Raw genomic sequence first — 19,711 nt, forward strand, 5'->3', positions numbered from 1 at the left:
CCTCACCAACTGAACCGTTCACTGTGGACGCGATCCCGCGGAACCCCGCTCCGCCACGCACATTCGGTGACGGCTGCGGTCCACGCCTCGGGGCCGCAGACGTAGACGTCGTGCTCGGCGATGTCGGGGACGAAGTGCCGCAGGACGGCGTGGTCGGGGACCGCGGCGTAGTTCGCCGGCAGCCACGACGTGCGGTCCCGCGCGCGCCGGCCGGGCAGGTAGTGGATCCGGACGCCGCGGGTGCGGGCCAGGTGGTCGAGCTCGCGGGCGAAGATCGCGGACGCCGGCGTCGAGAACCGGTAGAACAACACGGCTCCGCCGGGCTCGTACGGGAGTTCCTCGAGCAGGGCGCGCAGCGGCGTGATGCCGATCCCGGAGGCGAACATCGTGAGCCCGCGCCGGGTTCGGGCCGCGCCGGTCAAGGTGCCGTACGGGCCCTCGAACCACACGCGGGTGCCGACGGGCAGCGAGGAGAGCCGTCGGCTGCCGGGTCCGAGATCGCGTGCGGTGAGCCGCAGGCCTCGGCCGTCCGGAGCCGCGGACAGGGAAAACGGTTTGCCCCGCGTCCACCCGGCGCCGTGCCGGAAGCGCCAGACGAAGAACTGCCCGGCCGCTACGGGCAGCTCCTCGAGCCGCCTGCCGCGCAGGTGCACCGACACCACGCCGTCGCCCTCGCGCACCACGCGGTCGACCACGAGCCGGTGGCTCAGGCTCAGCTGCACCGGTCGCCCGACCCGGAACACCAGCACGGCGCCGGCCGCGGCGGCGTAGGCGCTCCACCAGAACACCGTCGCCACGGGCGAGGCGGTGAAGTCCGCGCCCGTCCAGAGCTGGTGCGGCAGGGCCAGACCGACGCCGAGGTAGGCGTAGAGGTGCAGCAGGTGCCACGACTCGTAACGCAGCCGGCGCCGCGCGGCGCGTACCGAGGTGACGACGACCAGCACGAGCGCGGCCGTGCCCGCCGTCGCGAGCAGCATGCCGGGATAGGTGGTGACGAGGTCCCAGACCTCCGCGAGGAGGCCACTGTGGTCGGTCGCGGCGTAGCCGAGCGAGATGAGCGCGACGTGCAGGCACAGCAACACGAACGAGGAGAACCCGACCAGCCGGTGGCGGCGCGTCAGCGTGTCCTGCCCGTAGCTGCGCTCGACCCAGGGGATCCGGGCCATCAACAGCACTTGGAGCAGAAGGAGCGCGGCCGAGAGCAACCCGCTCAGGCGCCCGGCCGACGTGAGCGCGGTCGCGGCCGAGCCCAGCTGCTGCAGGCCCTGGTGCGCCACCCACAGCGCGGTGACGAACAGCAGGGTCGCCCACGCCGCCAGAGCCGCGGTGTCGCGCCACCACCGGCGGACGGCAGGGACCCGGCGGCCGGTCGGCGTGCCCGGCCGGTGCGCGGTGAGGGGGACGGTGGACATGCGGACTCTCCTGGTGGTGACGTGGTGTCACCACCTTTCCGGAGCCCGGTTAGTCCCCGGCGTGATCGGGGTGAGAAAACGGTAAGAGCCGCCCCACACCGAACCCGACCACGGCGCCGCCATCCGGGCGCGGGCCGGCGAACACCGTGCCGTCGTGGGCGAGCGCGGTCTCGCGCACGATGGCCAGGCCGAGGCCCGAACCGGGCAACGCGCGGGCGTCGTCGGCGCGGTGGAAACGGTCGAACACGTGCGGCACATCGCTTTCCGGGATTCCCGGGCCGCGGTCGAGGACCTCGATCCGTCCGCTTCGGACGGTGAGCTCGATCGCCTCGTTGCCACCGGCGTCGAACTTCACGGCGTTCTCGAGCAGGTTGGCCACCGCCCGCTCCAGCCGCCGGGGTTGGCCCGACACCACGGTGTCGTCGGCGTCGACCACCACGGTCCGTCCCGACCGGCGGCGCACCCGTTCGGCCACGCGCTCGGCGAGCGCGCCCAGCTCCACCGGCACCATTTCCTCGCTGTCGTAACGGTGTGTGGCGAGGTCCACGATCTCGCTGATCAGGTGGGTCAGCTCGCGGGTTTCGCCGTCGACGTCGTCGAGCAGCCGGGTTCGCGCGTCCGGCGGCAGCTCCTCGAAGCGGCGCATCACCTGGGCGTTGGTGCGCAGGCTCGTCAGCGGGGTCCGCAGTTCGTGCGCGGCGTCCTGCACGAGTCGTTCCTGATCGGCGCGGGCGTCGGCGAGGCGGCCGAGCATGCGCCTGAACGACGCGGCCAGCCGCCCGACCTCGTCCCGCCCGCCGACCGGTACGTCGGCCTGCCCCGTGCCGCCTTCGCTGACCTGCTCGGTCACCTCGGTGAGGCGCACGAGCCGCCGGGTGATCTGGCGCGCGAGCAGCCAGCCGGCCAGCGCGGCTCCCACCAGGACCACGGCGCTGGCCAGGCTGATCCGCACGGCGAGCGAGGTCAGCACGTGCCGGGACTCGTCGACGTCGATGCCCAGCTGGATCGCCCCGCGGCCCGGCCCCAGCGCGACGGTGATCACGCGGTAGTCGTCCGGGCCCACGGTGAGGTCCCGGTAGGCGTGGTCGCCCGGCCGGCCACCGGCCGCGAGTGCGCGGTCGGTGTCGTCGAGCGCGAAGGCGACCGGACGGCCCCCGATGCGTCGCACGCCGCCGGCGGGGGACACGGCCTGCGCGGCCATGGGCTGGGACTCGTCGTGGTCGTCGTCGTGCGGGCCCCTCGTGAACGGACTCGGAGCGAGCACCTGCTCAGCGCCGGCCTGCACCTCCGCCGACGTGGTGAGCAGCGAGCGGTCGAGTTCGTCGCTGATGCGCTGGGACGCGGTCTGGTAGCTGAACACCCCGACGAGCACACTCGCCGCCGCGCCGACACCGGCGAAGGCGATCGCGAGTGTGCTGCGCAGGTTCACGACGCGCGCACCGAGTAGCCGACACCCCGGACCGTGCGGATCAGGTCCGTCGCCCCGGCCTTGTCCAGCTTGCGCCGCAGGTAGCCGATGTAGACGGCGAGGTTCTTGGAGTCCGAACCGAACTCGTACCCCCAGATGCGCTGGTAGATCGTGGTGCGGTCGAGGACGATCCCGGCATTGCGCACCAGCAGTTCGAGCAGGTCGAACTCGGTCTTCGACAGGTCGACCTCCACGTCCCGCCACCGCACGCGGCGGGCGGCCGGGTCCACGGTCAGCGCGCCGAGCGTGAGCAGCCGCGGCACGGAGGTGGTGGTTTCGGCCGCGGTGCGCCGCAGCAGCGCCCGCAGCCGGGCCAGGAGCTCGTCGAGGTCGAACGGCTTGACCAGGTAGTCGTCCGCGCCGGCGTCCAGCCCCGCGACCCGGTCCGGCGGCTCGACCCGGGCGGTGAGCATGAGGACAGGCGTGCGATCCCCGTCCGCGCGCAGCACCCGGCACACGCCGAGCCCGTCGACGCCCGGCATCATCACGTCGAGGATCAGCACCTCGAAACGATCCCGCCGGGCCAGCGCCAGCGCGGACACACCGTCGGCCACCTCGGTGACCCTGTACCCCTCGAGCTCGAGCGCGCGCACCAGCGACTCCCGGATGGCGCGATCGTCGTCGGCGAGCAGGACGCGGTGGTGCATGGCGTCATCATGCCCGGCGTCGCTGTGCGGGCTAGGGGAGCGCTCGTCGACCGGACAGCTGCCGCCCGATCGGTGACGTTCGTCCCTCGACCCGGTGGCTTGTGGACGGCGCGAGGGGTCGGCGGGGCGCGGTTGGCTGAGGTGGTCAGAGCCGGACCAGTCCGACGGGAGCAACCGTGACCGCACACGCCGATTCCGCACCCGACTGGACGGACGCGGAGGCACAGGTCCTCGCGCGGGCGGTGCTGAGGGCGCCGTCGGTGCACAACACCCAGCCGTGGATCGTGGAGCCGGAGGCGGGGGCCGTGGTGCTGCGGGAGCGGACGGACGTGGCGTTGCCCCACCACGATCCGGGCCGCCGTGATCTGGCGATGTCGTGCGGCACCGCGCTGGCCAACCTCGAGCTGGCCGTGCGGGTGCTGGGCCGGCGGGCGGACGTGGCGATCCTGCCCGATCCGGCGTGTCCGGAGGTGGTCGCCCGTGTCGAGGCGGCGACCGTGTTGCCGCCGACGGCCGAGGAACTGCACGCCTTCACCGCGGTCGAACGGCGCCGCAGTACCCGGGCACGGTTCCTCGGGCCGCCCACGGGCGAGCAGCTCCACGAAGTGATCCGCACGGTAGTGGAGACCGGGGTCGAGGCAGTGCCGGTCACGGATCCGGCCGGGCTGGTGAAGCTGTTCGACCACGCCGCGCGGGTTCTGCGTGGCGACGGCGCCTATCAGCGTGAGCTCGCGCTGTGGACGATCCGCGACGAAGCGAGCCACCGTCACGGGGTGGGGCTCGGTCGCACGGTGGTTCCGGGCGGGGAGCTGCCCTGGGCGGGACTCGTCCGTCGCACCACGGAGCTGCCGGATCGGCGGGTGCTGCGTTCCCGGCTGGCTGCCGAGACCTTGCTGCTCGTCGTGACCGCGGACGACGGCCGCGCCGACCACGTCCGCGCCGGCTACGCGCTGGAGCGCGGCTGGCTCGAAGCGGTCCGCCTCGGCCTGTCCGCCGCGGTTTTGACGCAGCCGTTGCACGTGCCCGAAGTGCGTTCGGCTCTGTGCGAGGACCGCCACCTCGCCGGCTTTCCACAGGTGTTCCTGCGCCTCGGTCGCACGGCGCACACCGCTCCGGCGAGTGTCCGCCGCGCGCTCGGCGAGGTGCTCGCCGGAACCCGGGGGCAGCGGTGAGCGGGGCGGTCGTCGTGGGGGTCGACGGGAGCGAGCCGGCCGTGGTGGCGGCCCGGTGGGCGGTCCGGGAAGCCGCGCTGTGGCGCACCTCGCTGACGGTGCTCACCGTTGCCGAGGCCGGCGCCGACCGCTTCGGGACCGCGGCGGAGAAGATCGCCGAAGCGGTGCGGGATGAACTGACCGCCACGGCAACGGAAGTGCCGATCGCCACGGCGACGAGCGTGGCCGACGTGGAGTCCGCGCTGCGTGCCGCCTCCGCCGACGCGCTCTTGCTGGCACTGGGGCCACCGACCGGGACGTTGTCCGGGTTGCTGGCGGGGACACCGGACGCCGATCTGCTCGCGCGCGCCGGGTGCCCCGTGGTGGTCGTGCGGGGCGCCGGTGCCGACCGGGTGGCCGGACCGGTGGTCGTCGGGGTCGACGGCAGCCCGGTGAGCGACGCCGCGGTGTCGTGGGCGTTCGAGGAAGCGGCTCGCCGAAGCACGCGGCTGGTGGCGCTGCACGCTGTGCACGACGGTTACGACGGCCGGAGGTTCGCGGTGAGCCCCGCGGCTCTGGGCGTGCGCCTGGGCGAGGCGGAACGGCGTGCTTTCGCGCAGCGCCTCGGCGGGTGGCGCGAACGCTTTCCCGACGTCGACGTGGAGCCGGTCCTGGAACGCGACCGGCCGCGCGACCGGTTGCTCGAACGCAGCGAAGAGGCGGCCGTGGTCGTGCTCGGCAGCCGTGGCCGCGGTGGATTCACCGGCATGGTGCTCGGTTCGACGACCCATGCCCTGCTGCACCACGCCGACTGTCCGGTGCTGGTCGTGGGCGGCGAGCCCGGTGCGCGAAGCCCGAGAACGGAGGACCGATGACCACGACGACCACCCTTGTTTCCGAGGTGATGACCCCGGCCCCGATCTGCGTGCGGCCGGAGGCCCCGGTCAAGGAGATCGCGGAAACGCTCACGCGCCAGGAGATCAGTGCGGTCGCCGTGGTGGACCGCGGCGGCACGATCGTCGGTGTCGTGTCCGAAGTGGACCTCGTGCGGCTGCTGCGGCCCGTGCACCACGGGCGCGGGCGGCGCCGGAGCCCGGTGAGGCCGCGCACCGCGCGGGACGTGATGACGAGCCCGGCGCTGACCGTGGCCGCCGACGAACCGGTGTCGGTCGTCGCCGGCCGGTTCGCGGCGAACGGCCCGCGGCGGCTGTTCGTCGTGGCCGACGGACGTCCGGTCGGGGTCGTGGCCCGGCGCGATCTGGTCGAAGCGTTCTCCCGCCCGGACGCCGACATCGAGCGCGACGTCACCGCGCTGCTGCGCACCGAGTTGCGGCTGGGCCCCCGTCGGGTGCGCGCCGTCGTGCGCGACGGGGTGGTCACGATCGCCGGCCGGGTCGAGCGGCGCAGCGAGGTCACCCCCGTCACGGCCGCGGTCGAAGCGATCCCGGGGGTGGTGTCGGTCTCCAACGGCCTCGACTACGTCTGGGACAACACGTGATGACCGGCAAGGACGCCCGGGGCCGCCTTTCCCGCCCGGTCTACGAACACGAGCTGGCTCGGCTGCAGATCGAGCTCGTGAAGCTGCAGGAGTGGGTGCGCGCGGAGGGCACCCGTCTGGTGGTGGTGTTCGAAGGCCGCGACGCCGCGGGGAAGGGCAGCACGATCAAGAGGGTCACCGAGCACCTCAACCCGCGGGTGGTCCGGATCGAGGCGCTGCCGAAACCGACCGAACGCGAGCGCACGCAGTGGTACTTCCAGCGGTATGTGGAGCTGTTGCCCGCTGCCGGTGAGATCGTTCTGTTCGATCGCAGTTGGTACAACCGCGCGGGAGTGGAACGGGTCCTCGGGTACTGCACCGCCGAGGAGTACCGCCGGTTCCTGCAGCAATGCCCGATCTTCGAGCGCCTGGTGGTGGGCGACGGCATCCTGCTGCGCAAATACTGGTTTTCGGTGAGCCGGGACGAGCAGGAACGCCGGTTCCGGGCTCGCCTCGACGATCCGCTCCGGCGCTGGAAGCTGTCCACCGTGGATCTGGTGTCGGTGCCGCGGTGGGACGACTACTCGCGAGCCAAGGACGACATGTTCGTGCACACGGACATCCCGGAGGCGCCGTGGTTCGTCGTGGACAGCGACCACAAGCGGCGCGGCCGGATCAACATGATCGCCCACCTGCTCGGGAGCGTGCCGTACCACGAGATCGCCCGCGACCGCGTGACGCTGCCGCCGAGGTCGCCCGACGGGGGCTACACCCGCACCGACCGGCGACTGCAACGTGAGGTACCCGATCACGCGGCGACCCTGCTGAAGGGATCCGCGCTTTCGTCCTCCGGGGAAGGGACTTCGGCCCCTCATCGGGGCCGGCGTTCCTGAGCGACGGTGGTCTGGCTGCGGGGATCCCGGCGGCGGACGGAGGCACGAGGTGACCGAGGCAGCGGCCCGAGGGGCTGTCGTGGCGGGAATCGACGCGTCGGAAGCGGCGCTCGCGGCGGTTCGCTGGGCGGCCGCCGAAGCGTGGTCCGGTCACCGCAGGCTGGTGCTGTTCCACGCCGGGATCTTCGACGACGCCGATCTCGTCCGCGGCACGCCCACCGAGGAGACGGAGCGGCTGCTCGAACGGGCGCACCGCTGGATCCGGCGAGCCGCGCAGGTCGCCGAGGCCACCGCGCCGGGGGTCGCGACCGAGTACCTGATCCGCCTCGGGCTCGCCGGCGAACTGCTGGTCGGGCTCTCGGAGGAGGCGGCCCTGCTCGTACTGGGCTCACACGGGATCGGTGGCCTGCGTGGCGTGGCCGTCGGCTCGGTCGCGCTGCGCGTCGCCGCGAACGCCCGCTGTCCCGTCGTGGTCGTCCGCGGCCGGGTGAAGCCGGACGGACCCGTCGCCGTCGGCGTCAGTGGCGCCGGTGACGAGCGGGTGCTCGAGTTCGCGTTCGCCGCCGCCCGGAGCCGGCACGTGCAGGTGGTCGTGGTGCACGCGTGGCACGAAAGTCTCCTGGAGGAGCCGGAAGCCCTCGATGCCGAAGCGGAGAGTGAGGCCGAAGCCCTGAGTCGCCGAGTCGAAGACCTGTCCGGCCGCTACCCCGGCGTGCTCACGCGGACGCGGGCCGTGCGCGACCGCTCGGCCGCGCGAGCGCTGCAGGGTGTCGAGAACGCCCAGCTGATCGTGATCGGCACCCGGGGGCGTGGCCCGGTCGGCGGCGGGCTCTTCGGGTCGACCGGCAACCGGCTGCTCAGCCAGTCGTCGTGCCCCGTCGCGGTCGTGCACTGAGCTCGGCCTGGAGAACGAAGCGTCGGTGCGCACGCGAGGCCGGAACCCGTCCGCCTCACGGCACGACAAGGCCGGAGCCACGCTCGCGGAACCGTCGAGGTGGTTCACCCGGCCGAAAGGAGGACCGATGTTCGCACAACGAGGCGATGGGCCCGTGGGGAAAGGGGTCCGCGTCGATCTGCCCGAGCGACGCGGCCGCATCCGCTCCGTCGGCGGGCCGGCGAGCACCCCGCCCTTCACCGTCCGCCGCCTCGCCGCCGATCACTTGTCGACGGTGTGCCCGGGTCCCGACGCGGTGGTGCTGAGCGAAGCCGGGATCACCGCTCAGGACCCGAAGGACCCGCGCCGGCTCGAGCCGGCGCGCAGTGGCGGGGGTGTCCACCATGGCCGGACCTGAGCGGCGGACCGTCCTGGCCGGCATCGACGGTTCGGCCTCGGCGGTGCACGCCGCGGTATGGGCTGCCGAAGCCGCCGCGCGCCGTGGTGCGGTGCTGCGGCTGGTGCAGGCCTACGTGGTCCCGTCCCCAGGCGTTTCGGGCATCGCGGTGCGGGCCGTGCGGGAGGGGTTCCGGTCGCGCGCCGAATCGTGGCTGGCCGAAGCCGAGAGCGCGGTTCTGGAGCAGCGACCGTCGCTGCCGATCGAGCGGTGCGCGGTGGAAGGCAGTCGTGTCGGTGTGCTGCTGGGGGAGAGCTCCGACGTCGACCTCGCAGTGCTGGGTTCGCGTGGTCTCGGTGGGTTCACCGGATTGCTCGTCGGCTCGACCGCGGTGGCGCTCGCGGCCCACTCGCCGTGCCCGGTGGTCGTGGTGCGGGGACCGAAACCCGACGATCCGCCACCTTCGGCGGGCCCGGTGCTGGTCGGACTCGACGGTTCGCCCGACAGCACGGACGCGCTCGGCTTCGCGTGTGGTGAGGCCGCTGCTCACGGCACCGAGCTCGTCGCCGTGCACACCTGGAGCGAGATCACACCCGAAGGAGTGCTTCGCAAACGCGGCTTCGATCCGGAAAGTGTCGAGGTCGCGGAGCGTCGGCTCGTGGAGGAGCAGCTCGCGCCGTGGCGCGCCGAGTTCCCCGCGTTGCCCGTCCGCGTGGTCGTGGTTCGGGGCCGGCCGGTCCGCGCTCTGCTGGAGCGCGGCGCGGACGCCCGGCTGATCGTGGTGGGCAGCCGAGGCCGCGGTGGGTTCACCGGGATGCTGCTCGGTTCCACGAGCCAGGCGCTGCTGGTGCATTCGGCGTGCCCGGTCGCGGTCGTCCGGCCGGGGAGCAGGACGTGCTGACCCGGCGCGGCCGGGCCGCGCTGCACGCCCTCGCCGTGTACGAGACCTTGTTCGCGTTGAGCGCGGTGGTGGGCGGGATCGGGCTGATGGCCAGGGCGCCGGGCTTCGACCTGCCGACGGCGGACCTCGCGCCGCTGGGGCTGCACAGCTGGGTGCTGCCGGGTGCGGCGCTCGCGGTGGCGATCGGGGGTGTGCTCGGGCTCGCCGCCGCGGTGGCGTGGCGGACCGACCGGCGTGCCCCGTACTTCGCCTACGCAGCTTGTGCCGTGCTCGTCGGGTGGCTCGCGATCCAGTTCACGGTGATCGGCGCCCACCAGCCGGCCCAGTGGATGACCGTCGCCATGGCGGGATTGCTCGCCGTGCTCGGCCGGTACACACAGCGAGTGGTGGGCGCGTGACGACATCGGCGCCGGCGCGCTCGCCGCCGACGACGTGCCGCCCGCGTGGGAGACGGTGGCGCAGGCGTTGGAACCTCCGCGAACCGAGGACGTTGGTCCTTCGCGGCGGTGACTCCGGACCGACGCGCCGTGCCCCCGAAGTTGCTTATTTTTCGGTGCAGCACAAGGGGAAAGGAGAACCCGATGCGTGCACGAGATCTGATGTCCGCCCCCGTGGTCACGATCAGCCCAGGGGCACCGGTCAAGGAAGCGGCCGAAGTGCTGTCCGAGCACGGCTTCACCGCGCTGCCGGTGGTCGACGACGACGAACGCCTCGTCGGCATCGTCACGGAAGCCGATCTGATCAGCCAGGTCCCTGCCGACGCGCGGTCGGCCCACCTGCGGCCCGAGCCGTCCGCGCCGGTCGACACGGCGGTGGCGTCGGTGATGACCACCCCGGCCACCGCGATGTCCGCCGGCACCGACGTGGCCGACCTGTGCCAGGCGTTGGTCGACGGGAGGATCAGGGCGATGCCGATCGTCGAGGGCAGCCGGCTGGTCGGCATCGTCACCCGGGGCGACGTGGTCCGGGTTCTCGCGCGCGGCGACGCGGCCATCGCCACCGACGTGCGCCACCGTCTCGAGGTCTACGGCGGTACCGGCCGGTGGAAGGTGGAAGTCCACGACGGGGCGGTGCGCATCGTCGACCGCTTCGACGATGAGATCGACCGGCACGTCGCGACCCTGCTCGCGCTCGCCGTGCCGGGTGTCGTCGGCGCGGAAACCGTCGCGGCCGGGCAGGGCCCATGGTCATGACACCGAACGACAGCGCCACCGTCGTGGTGGGCGTCGACGGCTCCGAAGGTGCCGGCGAAGCCGTGCGGTGGGCCGCGCGGCTGGCGTCCGCGCGAGCGCTCGAACTCGAGGTGGTGCACTGCCTTCAGGTCGCTGCGCTGTACTACGGCGGCGGGCCGGCCGGCAGCGACGCGTTGTTCGGGCAACTGCGCCTCGAAGGTGAACGCATCACCGAGCGGGCAAGGGAACTCGCGCTTTCGATCGGCCCGTCGTTGACCGTGCGCACCGAGGTGGTGGCGGACGCACCCCCGGCCGGCCTGCTCGACCGGTCGAAGCGCGTCCGCATGGTCGTGCTCGGCCGGACGGGCACCGGCGGGTTCGCCGGGATGCTCGTCGGGGGCACGGCCGCGACCGTCGCGAGCCACGCCGGCTGCCCGGTCGCGGTGATCCGCGGCCGCCACGGCGACGGCCCGGTCCCCTCGGAGGGGCCGGTGGTGGTCGGCGTGGACTGCACCCCGAACAGTGAGGCGGCCATCGCCGCGGCGTTCGAAGAAGCCGGGTTCCGCGGCGTGCCGCTCGTGGCTCTGCACGCCTGGAACGACGTCACCTACGACGGCCCCGGAAGCACCGCGCGGCTCATCCCGCAGCCGGAGTCTCTCGAGCCGGGGGAGGAGCGACTGCTGGCGCAGCGGCTCGCCGGGTGGCAGGAAAAGTACCCGGATGTCCGGGTCCGGCGGATCGTGACGCGGGACCGGCCGCGGCACGCCCTGCTCTCCGAGTCCGACCGGGCGCAACTGGTGGTCGTGGGAAGCCGGGGGCGCGGCGGGTTCAGGGGCATGCTGCTCGGCTCGACGAGCCAGGCCCTGCTGCACCATTCGTCGTGCCCGGTGCTGGTCGTGCGCCGGGGGAGCGATCATCCGCTGTGACCCATGATCGTGCCGCGGCCCCGAGGGGCCGGACCGGAGCGGCCACTGTGGACGAAAGCCGCACGGTGGCACTTGGCGCGCACGCCGGGTGCCGCTCGTGCGGGTACAGGAAGACCCGCAGCACCAGCGTGAGCCGGAAGCCCGGCTTCGGTCGTACCGGCCGGTACGGGTGTTCGACGAGAAGGGGTGTCCCTCGGCTCTTCGTTCGGGACGAAACCGCGGCCAACCGCACCGGGTGGCTTGACTGCCCGGCGCGCGCGTGAGAAGACTGGCCGCAACGCGGTTTCGTCCGACGCGGGCTTTCGAGGAGCGGGAGCCGGGGTGAGCGAGCACGGCGAAGCCGAAGCCGGTCGGCTGACGTTTCCCGACCAGCCTCGGATGGAGCTGGACCAGTTGCTGGGTCAGTTGGTCGAACGCGCCCAGGAAGTGATCGGCACCCAGGGGCGGTTGCGGGGCCTGCTGCGTGCCACCCAGATGATCACCAGTGACCTCACACTGCCCGCGTTGTTGCGACGGATCGTCGACGCCGCAAGGGAAGTGATCGGGGCGCGGTACGCGGCGCTGGGCGTGGTCGGTGCCGACGGGCGCCTCACGGAGTTTCTGCACGCCGGCATGGCGGCGGACGCGGTCGAGCGGATCGGGCACCTGCCGGAAGGCAAAGGACTGCTCGGCGCACTCGTCGACGATCCACGCCCGATCCGGCACACCCGGCTGCAGGACGATCCGCGCTCGATCGGGTTCCCACCCGGCCACCCGCCGATGGAGAGTTTCCTGGGTGTGCCGATCCGCGTGCGGGGAAGCGTTTTCGGAAACCTGTATTTCACCGACGGAGAGCGCGGCCGGTTCACCTCCGAGGACGAGCAACTGGCGCTCGCGCTGGCCGCCGCGGCCGGCAGCGCGATCGACAACGCGCGGCTCTACGAGACCGCGCGCAACCGGCAGGCCTGGTTGCGCGCGTCCGCGGCGATCGCCCGCGAGCTCTTGTCCTCGGAGTTCGAAAGTCCGCTGGACCTGGTCGCCACGCACATGCGGGAACTCGCGGACGCCGACCTGGTCACGATCGTCCGGCCCACGGGGGACGCCGCCTGGCTGCGCGTGGACCGGGCGGTCGGGTACGGCGCGGATGCCCTGACCGGGGTCCTGGTGCCCGCGCAGGCCACGATCTCCGGGACCGTGCTGGCCGGCGGGGAAGCGAGGACCGGCTCGTGGCCGGAAGAACGCGATCGGCTCGAGCACGCCCCCGTCGTGGCCTTGGACGTCGACGCCGTGCTCGCGGTGCCGCTGACCAGCCACGGGCGGATCACCGGGGTGTTGACCGCCGCCCGTCGCAGCGGCCGGCCCGCGTTCGGCCCCGACGACCTGGACATGGCGGTCGGCTTCGCGGACCAGGCCGCGGTGGCGATCGAGCTCGCCGGCGCGCGCGCCGAGCAACAGCGCAACGCGCTGCACGACGAGCGGGACCGCATCGCCGCCGAGCTGCACGGGGAGATCATGCAGCGCTTGTACGCCGCGAGCTTGTCGTTGCAGACGACGGCGGGACTCGCGAAGTCACCGGTCGTCACGACGCGGTTGCACGAGACCATCGCCGAGATCGACGACGTCATCAACCACGTCCAGGCCACCGTGTACCGGCTCGACGACGTGGCCCCGCTGCGGCCGGCGCCGGTGCGCGACGAGGTGCTGCGCGTGCTCGCGGAGGTGGCCCCGTCGCTGGGGTTCGCGCCGGCGACGCGGTTCATCGGCAAGCTCGACGGCTACTCGGCGGACGCCGTGGTTCCGTTCCTGCGGGCGGCTCTGTCGCTGGTCGCGGGATGGACGCGGGCCACGGCGGTCACCGTGGAGATCACCGCGGAGCCGGCCGGGCTCAGCGCGGTCGTCGGCGGCGAGGGAGTGTTTGCTTCGGATCCGGCGTCGGCGCCGGAAGTACTGGCGCTGCGACAACGAGCTCGCGATCGCGGCGGCAGTTTGACCGTGGAGACGGGGGCCGACCGGCTCCGGCTGGTGTGGTCGGTGCCGGCGTCGAAGGGACCAAATGCGGGCGTGCGGGGACTTCGGTCCTCGCCGTAGCCGGGCCCTCGGGTCGTACGCTGCTGAACGTCGCACGGCGAGCCGCCGTGCCCGAGGCTCGAGGAGGGCGCGATGCTTCGGGTCTTCCTGGTCGACGACCACGAGGTGGTCCGGCGCGGAGTCGCCGAGCTGCTGGAGGACGACGAAGGGCTGACCGTCGTCGGGCAAGCCGCTGACGTGTCCCAGGCACTGGCCCGGGTTCCCGCGCTGCGGCCGGATGTGGCCGTGCTCGACGTGCGGCTGCCCGACGGCAACGGCATCGAGCTGGCCCGGGAGCTGCTCTCGAAGCTGCCTGGGCTGAAGTGCCTGATGCTGACGTCGTACACCGACGAGCAGGCGATGCTCGACGCGGTGCTGGCCGGGGCCAGCGGTTACGTCATCAAGGACATCAAGGGCCTCGACCTCGTGTCCGCGGTCCACGACGTCGGGGCCGGCAAATCGCTGCTCGACGCGCACGCCGCGGCGGCGTTGATGGCGAAGCTGAGGGCGAGCGCGGAGAAGAAGGGTCCGCTCGCGCGGCTGTCGGAGCAGGAACGCACACTGCTCGATCTCATCGGCGAAGGGCTGACCAACCGGCAGATCGCCGAGCGGATGTTCCTCGCGGAGAAAACGGTGAAGAACTACGTGTCCCGGCTCCTGGCCAAGCTCGGGATGGAACGGCGGACCCAGGCCGCCGTGCTGGCCACCGAGCTGCGGGACGCTCCGCGCGACTAGGCCGCGACTAGGCCGCGACTAGGCCGCGACTAGGCACGGCGGAGATCAGGCGGACAGCGACGGGCGCTCGAGCAGGACGTCGGCCAGCGTCCGCCGGGGCGTCCACGCCCCGGGCTCGCCGTAGCCGAACCGCAGCACGATCTGCGGCCAGAGGCCGTCGCCCAGTAGGGCGCGCAACCGGTCCCGGGTCGCGGGGACCTCGACCGGCTGGGAGATGAAGGAGGCGTCGAGGCCGTGACCGGTCGCCGTCAGCAGGACCCGCTGCATCGCCTGTCCCGCGCGCAATCGATCGGCGGGCGCGTCGTCGAACGAGCCGAGCACCACGACCAGCGGGGGCACCGTGGCGGCCGTGCCGGTGCCCAGGTCGCGCAGCACCCACGTGTCGTCATCGGCCGCGGTGCCCGCGGCGGTGAACGGAACACCGTCGCGGCTCGCGGCGTCGCGGCCGGTCCACCGTCGCCACTCGGCGACGAACGCCAGGTCGGCGGACTGGAGGCGGTGGCTTTCCCGGACGAGTTCGTCCAGGGTGGCGAGCTGGTGCTCGTCGAGCTGTGGCAGCCACGCGGCTTCGGCCTCCGCCGCGTGGCGCAGCAGGCTGAGCAGTCCCGCCGGGACGGGTTTCGCCGCGAACGGCGCGCGGTTGGTGTGCCGCCGGGGGATCGCCCGGGCCAGCGCCGCGGATCGGGGGTCGGCCGGTGCTGTGGTGCGTGGCCGCACCACAGCGAGCAACTCGGGCTCGTCACGTCGCGGGAACAGCGTGGTGGCCGGGTGCACTCCGAGGGCGCGGATCGCGGTCCGCAGGTTGAACAGGGCGGCCCCACAGGAAAGCAGGAGTTCGCGGCGGTCCTGGTCGGCGATGGGCAGCACGCGGTCGAGATCGGCGTAGAGCGCGATCTCGTCGCGGTCGGCGGCGAAGAGCCACGGCTGGGTGTTGTGCGTGGACGGCGCGAGGGTGGCGGCGCGCAGCACCGAGGTCACCTGTTCCGTGCCGAGCCGACCGGCCGGGGCCACGTGGAGGTTCATGGTTCTCCTGAGCCGCGCGGTGCGGCACGCTGGATTCTGCGGGTGGTTCGCGGCCCAGCTTGCCCGCCTCGCGGTGCGGACCACAGAGGCCAAAGTCATCTTCCGGGGATGCCGCGGACGGCGAGGAGGACGCGATGACAGCCACGACACCCCCTGGTGACGGCCGGCGGCTGTCCGGCACCCTGGCGCAGCTCAAGCTGCGCGAGACCCTGCGCGACCTCCAGGAGCGCATCGAGGTGCTGCTCGGCACGCGCGACAAGATGGACGGTCTCCTCGACGCGGTCCTGGCGGTGGCGTCCGGCCTCGAGCTGGACACCACACTGCGCCGGATCGTGCAGGCCGCCGTCGACCTCGGCGAGGCGCGCTACGGCGCGCTCGGCGTGCTGGGCGACGGTGGGCTCGCGCAGTTCGTCTACCTCGGCATCGATGCCGGGACACGCGAGCGGATCGGTCACCTGCCCGAGGGGCACGGCCTGCTGGGCCTGGTGATCGACGACGCGAAACCCTTGCGGCTGGAGGAGATCTCGTCGCACCCGGCGTCGGTGGGGTTTCCCGCGAACCACCCGCCGATGCACTCGTTCCTCGGCGTGCCCGTGCGGGTTCGGGAGGAGGTGTTCGGCAACCTCTACCTCACGGAGAAGAAGGGCGCGGACGCGTTCACCGACGACGACGAGGTGGTGCTGCAGGCTCTGGCGGCCGCGGCGGGGATCGCGATCGAGAACGCGCACCTCTACGAACAGACGCGGATCCGGCAGCGGTGGCTGGGTGCGACCGGCGAAGTGACGACCGAACTGCTGGGCGGCACCGACCCGGCCGACGCGCTGGACCTGATCGCGAGCCGGGCGCTGGAACTGACCAACTCCGACGTCACGATGCTGGCGTTGCCCGGGTCGGGACAGCTCGACACCGCGGAGGAAGAAGATGCCGAGCCCGCGGACCTCACCGTCACCGTGTGCGCGGGCGATCCGGCACAGGCGCTGACCGGGACGCGGATCGCGGTCGAGGCCACCGTGCCCGGTTCGGTGTTCCGGGACCGCACCCCTCGACGGGTTTCCGAGCTCCTGCTCGCACCGGATCGCCGGTACGGGCCGGCGCTCGTCGTCCCGCTGCGGGCCGGCGAGCGGACGTCGGGGGTGCTGATCACGCTCCGGGAGCCCGGGGCGCCGGCGTTCGAAACCGCTCAGCTGCCGGTGGTGGCGTCCTTCGCCGACCAGGCCGCCCTGGCGTTGCAGCTGGCGGCGCAGCAGCGTGCGGCTCGCGAGCTGGACGTGCTGACCGACCGCGACCGGATCGCCCGGGATCTGCACGACCACGTGATCCAGCGGTTGTTCGCGGTCGGGCTGGCGATGAAGAGCACCCAGCACCGGGCGAAGGACACCGATGTGCGGCGTCGACTGCAGGACAGCATCGACCAGCTGCACGAGATCGTGTCCGAGATCCGCACGGCCATCTTCGACCTGCACGGCGGTGTGGCGGGAGAGATGCGGCTGCGCAACCGGTTGCACGATGCCATCGCCGAGCTCACCGACGACGCGCCGCTGCACCCGACGGTGAGCATGTCCGGCCCGCTGGACACGGTTCCACCGCACCTGGCCGAGCACGTCGAGGCCGTGGTGCGCGAGGCGGTCAGCAACACCGTGCGGCACTCGGGCGCGGCGACGCTCACCGTTTCGGTGGTGGTGCGCGACGGAGCGATCAAGGTGTCCGTGATCGACGACGGTGCCGGCTTGCCGGCCGAGCTCGAGCCGAGCGGCCTGGGCAACCTGCGTGATCGTGCGGAAGCGCTGGGCGGCACGTTCACCGTCGAGTCGCGGATCGGCGAGGGCGTGCGGCTCGACTGGGCCGCACCTGTCGCGTGAGTCAGGTCGTCGCGGGCGCGAGCCGCCGCGCGGCTTCGGGTGTGACCACCACGACGGGGCACCGCGAGTAGCGCACGCATTCGCGCGAGACGCTGCCCAGCAGGAACTCCTGCGTGCGCCCGGCCCCCCGGGCGCCGACGACGAGGAGATCGGCGTCGGCCGAGGCGGTGATCAATTCGGTCGCAGGGTCACCTTGCGGGGTGGAGACGGTCACCTCTCCCTCGGCCGGGAACTCGACGCGGATGGCCGCGATGTGCTCGCGCGGCGAGCACCGGCCCGCGGGGCGATGGCCGTGGGGCTGGAGCGCGAACGACGTGCCGGGCAGGAAGACCTGGACGGGCCGCACGACCACGGCGTGCACGGAATCACCGGGCTGGACGGCGACGCCGAGCACCCAGCGCAGCGCGGCGTCACCGGCGGGGGATCCGTCGAAGCCGACGACGATCAGCCGGCCGTGGGCCCGATGCGCGGAACTCATCGCGTTCGCCCTTCTTTCGGGTACCACGCCAGCCTCGGTGCGGCCCTCGGCCGCGGCTAGGGCCGTCCGCCGCCTCGGCGGGGACTTTGGGCCCCTGCGGCCGATAGCTGCCCTGACGAGCATGGGACGCGCCGGAGTGTTCGTCTCCGGGTGCAGGAGTGGAAATGACGACCAGCCAGTCGGTGATGGCCCTCGCGCCGTCCGAGATCACGGTGCTCGCTCGCGCGGTGGGTCGGGCCCCGTCCGTGCACAACACCCAGCCGTGGATCCTGCGTTTCCGCGGCGCGAACGCCGATCTCGTCGAGCGCACCGACATCGAACTGCCCCGACAAGATCCGGAATTCCGAGACCGCGCCCTGTCGTGCGGCGCGGCACTGGCACACCTGCAGCTCGCTGCGCGGGTGCTGCGCCGGTGCGACAGCACGAACTACCCGGCCCACGGCCCGGTCGTGGCCACGGTGCACGCCGTGCCGGGTGCCAGTCCCGCGGAGCCGGAACTCGTCCGGTTCCACGCCATCGGGCGCCGCCGCAGCCACCGAAGGCGGTTCGCCGCGGATCCGGTGTCCGATGTGGACAGCGCGGCGGTGGCGGCCGCCGGTGCCGAACCCGGCGTGTGCCCGGCCGTACCCGGGAATCTCGGGGAGCTGGGCCGGCTGCTGGGTTTTGCCACGCGGGTCTTCCGCGCCGATCGGGCGTACCAACGGGAGCTGCACGCCTGGACGGCGTACTCGTTCGGCGCGCACGGCCGGGGTGCTGAAAGCGGGGTGCCCGAGGCGGCGTTCGGTGACGACTCGTTGCCGGCGGCCGGGCTGGTCCGCCCGGCCACTCCGGTACCCGACGACGCGCGACTGGCCGATCGGCTCGGGGGCGAGCGCCTTCTCTTCTTCTGCACCGACGGCGACGGCCGGCGAGATCACCTCGCCGCCGGTGCCGCCTTCGAGCGGGCTTGGCTCGAAGCCACCGCGCGAGGCCTGGCCGGTTCGGTCCTCACCCAGCCGCTGCACCTGCTCGGGTCCCGTGAGCTGCTCGCCGAACGCCTCGGGCTGCCCGGCCTGCCGCAAGCCTTGTTCCGCTTCGGCCACCCGGTCGCCACGGTGCCGCTCTCTCCCCGCCGCCCGATCACCGACCTGGTGCGGGACACCCCGCTCCGCACGGAAGAGGACCGGCCGGCCAGGAGGCCCCGATGACCGCTCCGTTCCCGTCGGCTGTCGACCAAGCGCTCGCCGCGGCGGTTCGCGCGCCCTCCCCGCACAACACCCAGCCGTGGCGCTTCGTCGTCGCCGGTCCGCGTATCGAGGTGTGGCTGGATCGCTCGCGGGTGCTCACCGTCGCCGATCCGGCCGCACGCGAGGCGCGCCTTTCGTGCGGTGCGGCGGTGTACAACCTCGCTCTCGTGTTGCGTGACAACGGGCTCGGTGCCCAAGTCCGCGTGCTGGCGAAGCCGGCTGAACCCGACCTGCTCGCCGTGATCCGCATCGACGGTGGCGCCGGTCGAGCGCGGCCGGACCGGCAGCTCGCCGAAGCGGTTTTCCGCCGGCACACCAACCGCCGGCCGTTGTCGGCACAACCGGTCTCGGAGACGTGCCGTGCCCGGTTGCGCTCGGCGGCGCTGGCCGAGGGCGGCGTGCTGGAGTTCCTCGACGGTTCTTCCCGGTACGCGCGGGTGACCGCGCTCGCCCGGCAGGCGGAGGCGGTCCAGGCCGCCGACGAACGGTTCCGGGCCGAATCGGCGCGGTGGACCGGCCGGCCACCGGAGAGCCCCGACGGCGTGCCGACCGTCGCTTTCGGGCCGCCCGCGGGCGTGCCCGCTGTGGTTCCCCTGCGGTCCTCGCACCAGAATCCCGCCATCCCCACGCGGCAGTTCGAACAGGACCCGTGCCTCGCGGTCGTGCTCACCCGTGAGCACGGTGTGGCGGCCGATGTCCGCGCCGGCCTCGTTCTGCAGCGGGTGCTGCTCACCGCGACCGCCGACGGGCTGGCCACCTCCTGCGTCTCGCAGCCGTTCGAAACGCCGGGCACCCGCGGGCCCCTGCTCGAGCTGTTCCGGGAGATCGGGGAGCCGCACACCCTGGTGCGCGTGGGTCATGGCCTGCCGGTGCGGATGACCGCACGCCGCCCGGTGGCCGAGGTGACGATCGTTCAGTCCGCTTCGGACACCTCGCCGCGCTGATCGTCCGGTCGGGAGTGCCGGTGGAGGGCAGGACGCGCAGCACGTCCCGGAACGTCGCCGTGCCGGTCAGGACCCCGTGCTG

General features: G+C 72.9%; 20 protein-coding genes and 1 pseudogene. 16 read left to right on the plus strand and 5 right to left on the minus strand.

Going from position 1 to position 19,711, the window contains the following annotated elements; all coding sequences use genetic code 11:
- Positions 1-2: 2 nt before the first annotated feature.
- The 3 genes from VSH64_RS08610 to VSH64_RS08620 are packed head-to-tail and all read right to left on the minus strand — an operon-like array spanning position 3 to position 3,527.
- Positions 3-1,412, minus strand: coding sequence for a ferredoxin reductase family protein (locus tag VSH64_RS08610; protein ID WP_326834977.1), 1,410 nt, complete (start codon positions 1,410-1,412; stop codon positions 3-5).
- 49 nt (positions 1,413-1,461) lie between these two features.
- On the minus strand, positions 1,462-2,841 hold the full coding sequence (locus VSH64_RS08615) for a sensor histidine kinase (protein WP_326834978.1): 1,380 nt from the start codon (positions 2,839-2,841) through the stop codon (positions 1,462-1,464).
- Entirely contained in the window at positions 2,838-3,527 is a 690-nt protein-coding gene (locus tag VSH64_RS08620) for a response regulator transcription factor (RefSeq protein WP_326834979.1), read from the minus strand. Before VSH64_RS08620 ends, VSH64_RS08615 begins: the two co-directional genes overlap by 4 nt.
- 176 nt (positions 3,528-3,703) lie before the next feature.
- On the opposite strand from VSH64_RS08620, the gene VSH64_RS08625 reads away from it, so the two are divergent.
- From VSH64_RS08625 to VSH64_RS08685, 13 genes and pseudogenes are all read left to right on the plus strand, one after another.
- Complete coding sequence (locus VSH64_RS08625) at positions 3,704-4,699, plus strand: Acg family FMN-binding oxidoreductase (protein ID WP_326834980.1); 996 nt, start codon at positions 3,704-3,706, stop codon at positions 4,697-4,699.
- Entirely contained in the window at positions 4,696-5,553 is an 858-nt protein-coding gene (locus VSH64_RS08630; RefSeq protein ID WP_326834981.1) for a universal stress protein, read from the plus strand. The genes VSH64_RS08625 and VSH64_RS08630 overlap by 4 nt, the downstream gene beginning before the upstream one ends.
- Positions 5,550-6,176, plus strand: coding sequence for a CBS domain-containing protein (locus VSH64_RS08635; RefSeq protein ID WP_326834982.1), 627 nt, complete (start codon positions 5,550-5,552; stop codon positions 6,174-6,176). Before VSH64_RS08630 ends, VSH64_RS08635 begins: the two co-directional genes overlap by 4 nt.
- Positions 6,176-7,048, plus strand: a complete 873-nt coding sequence (gene ppk2 / locus VSH64_RS08640; protein ID WP_326834983.1) for a polyphosphate kinase 2 — start codon at positions 6,176-6,178, stop codon at positions 7,046-7,048. The genes VSH64_RS08635 and ppk2 overlap by 1 nt, the downstream gene beginning before the upstream one ends.
- Positions 7,049-7,127: 79 nt before the next feature.
- Complete coding sequence (locus VSH64_RS08645) at positions 7,128-7,943, plus strand: universal stress protein (protein ID WP_326834984.1); 816 nt, start codon at positions 7,128-7,130, stop codon at positions 7,941-7,943.
- 127 nt (positions 7,944-8,070) lie between these two features.
- The gene (locus VSH64_RS08650; protein ID WP_326834985.1) at positions 8,071-8,340 is read left to right on the plus strand and encodes a DUF1918 domain-containing protein; all 270 of its coding nucleotides are present in this window, start codon (positions 8,071-8,073) and stop codon (positions 8,338-8,340) included.
- On the plus strand, positions 8,327-9,220 hold the full coding sequence (locus VSH64_RS08655; RefSeq protein WP_326834986.1) for a universal stress protein: 894 nt from the start codon (positions 8,327-8,329) through the stop codon (positions 9,218-9,220). The genes VSH64_RS08650 and VSH64_RS08655 overlap by 14 nt, the downstream gene beginning before the upstream one ends.
- Complete coding sequence (locus VSH64_RS08660) at positions 9,214-9,618, plus strand: hypothetical protein (protein ID WP_326834987.1); 405 nt, start codon at positions 9,214-9,216, stop codon at positions 9,616-9,618. The genes VSH64_RS08655 and VSH64_RS08660 overlap by 7 nt, the downstream gene beginning before the upstream one ends.
- 183 nt (positions 9,619-9,801) lie before the next feature.
- Complete coding sequence (locus VSH64_RS08665) at positions 9,802-10,413, plus strand: CBS domain-containing protein (protein WP_326834988.1); 612 nt, start codon at positions 9,802-9,804, stop codon at positions 10,411-10,413.
- On the plus strand, positions 10,410-11,318 hold the full coding sequence (locus VSH64_RS08670) for a universal stress protein (RefSeq protein WP_326837924.1): 909 nt from the start codon (positions 10,410-10,412) through the stop codon (positions 11,316-11,318). The genes VSH64_RS08665 and VSH64_RS08670 overlap by 4 nt, the downstream gene beginning before the upstream one ends.
- Positions 11,319-11,367: 49 nt before the next feature.
- Positions 11,368-11,562 (plus strand): annotated as a pseudogene (locus VSH64_RS08675) (hypothetical protein); the annotation flags it as partial.
- A 77-nt stretch (positions 11,563-11,639) separates the two neighbouring features.
- Positions 11,640-13,385 (plus strand): GAF domain-containing protein, encoded by a 1,746-nt coding sequence (locus VSH64_RS08680; protein ID WP_326834990.1) that lies wholly within the window; start codon positions 11,640-11,642, stop codon positions 13,383-13,385.
- A gap of 72 nt (positions 13,386-13,457) precedes the next feature.
- Positions 13,458-14,099 carry a response regulator transcription factor gene (locus VSH64_RS08685; protein WP_326834991.1) on the plus strand — a complete coding sequence of 214 codons (642 nt, stop codon included), beginning with the start codon at positions 13,458-13,460 and terminating at the stop codon, positions 14,097-14,099.
- Between the two features lie 45 nt (positions 14,100-14,144).
- Here VSH64_RS08685 and VSH64_RS08690 read toward each other — a convergent pair whose 3' ends face one another.
- Positions 14,145-15,122, minus strand: a complete 978-nt coding sequence (locus tag VSH64_RS08690; RefSeq protein ID WP_326834992.1) for an Acg family FMN-binding oxidoreductase — start codon at positions 15,120-15,122, stop codon at positions 14,145-14,147.
- A gap of 134 nt (positions 15,123-15,256) precedes the next feature.
- On the opposite strand from VSH64_RS08690, the gene VSH64_RS08695 reads away from it, so the two are divergent.
- The gene (locus VSH64_RS08695) at positions 15,257-16,981 is read left to right on the plus strand and encodes a sensor histidine kinase (RefSeq protein ID WP_326834993.1); all 1,725 of its coding nucleotides are present in this window, start codon (positions 15,257-15,259) and stop codon (positions 16,979-16,981) included.
- Position 16,982: 1 nt separating this feature from the next.
- Here VSH64_RS08695 and VSH64_RS08700 read toward each other — a convergent pair whose 3' ends face one another.
- Positions 16,983-17,459, minus strand: coding sequence for a universal stress protein (locus tag VSH64_RS08700; protein WP_326834994.1), 477 nt, complete (start codon positions 17,457-17,459; stop codon positions 16,983-16,985).
- A 164-nt stretch (positions 17,460-17,623) separates the two neighbouring features.
- Here VSH64_RS08700 and VSH64_RS08705 point away from each other — a divergent pair, with 164 nt between their 5' ends.
- Positions 17,624-18,646 (plus strand): Acg family FMN-binding oxidoreductase, encoded by a 1,023-nt coding sequence (locus tag VSH64_RS08705; protein WP_326834995.1) that lies wholly within the window; start codon positions 17,624-17,626, stop codon positions 18,644-18,646.
- Positions 18,643-19,629: an Acg family FMN-binding oxidoreductase gene (locus VSH64_RS08710; RefSeq protein WP_326834996.1), complete on the plus strand. Its 987-nt coding sequence runs from the start codon at positions 18,643-18,645 to the stop codon at positions 19,627-19,629. Before VSH64_RS08705 ends, VSH64_RS08710 begins: the two co-directional genes overlap by 4 nt.
- The last annotated feature ends 82 nt before the right edge of the window (positions 19,630-19,711 follow it).

Origin of the sequence: Amycolatopsis rhabdoformis (assembly GCF_035918295.1) — a bacterium.
Classification (GTDB): Bacteria; Actinomycetota; Actinomycetes; order Mycobacteriales; family Pseudonocardiaceae; genus Amycolatopsis; species Amycolatopsis rhabdoformis.

What these genes read in the sequence shown, in the direction of transcription:
- VSH64_RS08610 (WP_326834977.1), bottom strand. Translation starts at nt 1,412, where the DNA reads ATGTCCACCGTCCCCCTCACCGCGCACCGGCCGGGCACGCCGACCGGC.
- VSH64_RS08620 (WP_326834979.1), bottom strand. Translation starts at nt 3,527, where the DNA reads ATGCACCACCGCGTCCTGCTCGCCGACGACGATCGCGCCATCCGGGAG.
- VSH64_RS08635 (WP_326834982.1), top strand. Translation starts at nt 5,550, where the DNA reads ATGACCACGACGACCACCCTTGTTTCCGAGGTGATGACCCCGGCCCCG.
- ppk2 (WP_326834983.1), top strand. Translation starts at nt 6,176, where the DNA reads ATGACCGGCAAGGACGCCCGGGGCCGCCTTTCCCGCCCGGTCTACGAA.
- VSH64_RS08650 (WP_326834985.1), top strand. Translation starts at nt 8,071, where the DNA reads ATGTTCGCACAACGAGGCGATGGGCCCGTGGGGAAAGGGGTCCGCGTC.
- VSH64_RS08655 (WP_326834986.1), top strand. Translation starts at nt 8,327, where the DNA reads ATGGCCGGACCTGAGCGGCGGACCGTCCTGGCCGGCATCGACGGTTCG.
- VSH64_RS08665 (WP_326834988.1), top strand. Translation starts at nt 9,802, where the DNA reads ATGCGTGCACGAGATCTGATGTCCGCCCCCGTGGTCACGATCAGCCCA.
- VSH64_RS08670 (WP_326837924.1), top strand. Translation starts at nt 10,410, where the DNA reads ATGACACCGAACGACAGCGCCACCGTCGTGGTGGGCGTCGACGGCTCC.
- VSH64_RS08685 (WP_326834991.1), top strand. Translation starts at nt 13,458, where the DNA reads ATGCTTCGGGTCTTCCTGGTCGACGACCACGAGGTGGTCCGGCGCGGA.
- VSH64_RS08690 (WP_326834992.1), bottom strand. Translation starts at nt 15,122, where the DNA reads ATGAACCTCCACGTGGCCCCGGCCGGTCGGCTCGGCACGGAACAGGTG.
- VSH64_RS08695 (WP_326834993.1), top strand. Translation starts at nt 15,257, where the DNA reads ATGACAGCCACGACACCCCCTGGTGACGGCCGGCGGCTGTCCGGCACC.
- VSH64_RS08700 (WP_326834994.1), bottom strand. Translation starts at nt 17,459, where the DNA reads ATGAGTTCCGCGCATCGGGCCCACGGCCGGCTGATCGTCGTCGGCTTC.
- VSH64_RS08705 (WP_326834995.1), top strand. Translation starts at nt 17,624, where the DNA reads ATGACGACCAGCCAGTCGGTGATGGCCCTCGCGCCGTCCGAGATCACG.
- VSH64_RS08710 (WP_326834996.1), top strand. Translation starts at nt 18,643, where the DNA reads ATGACCGCTCCGTTCCCGTCGGCTGTCGACCAAGCGCTCGCCGCGGCG.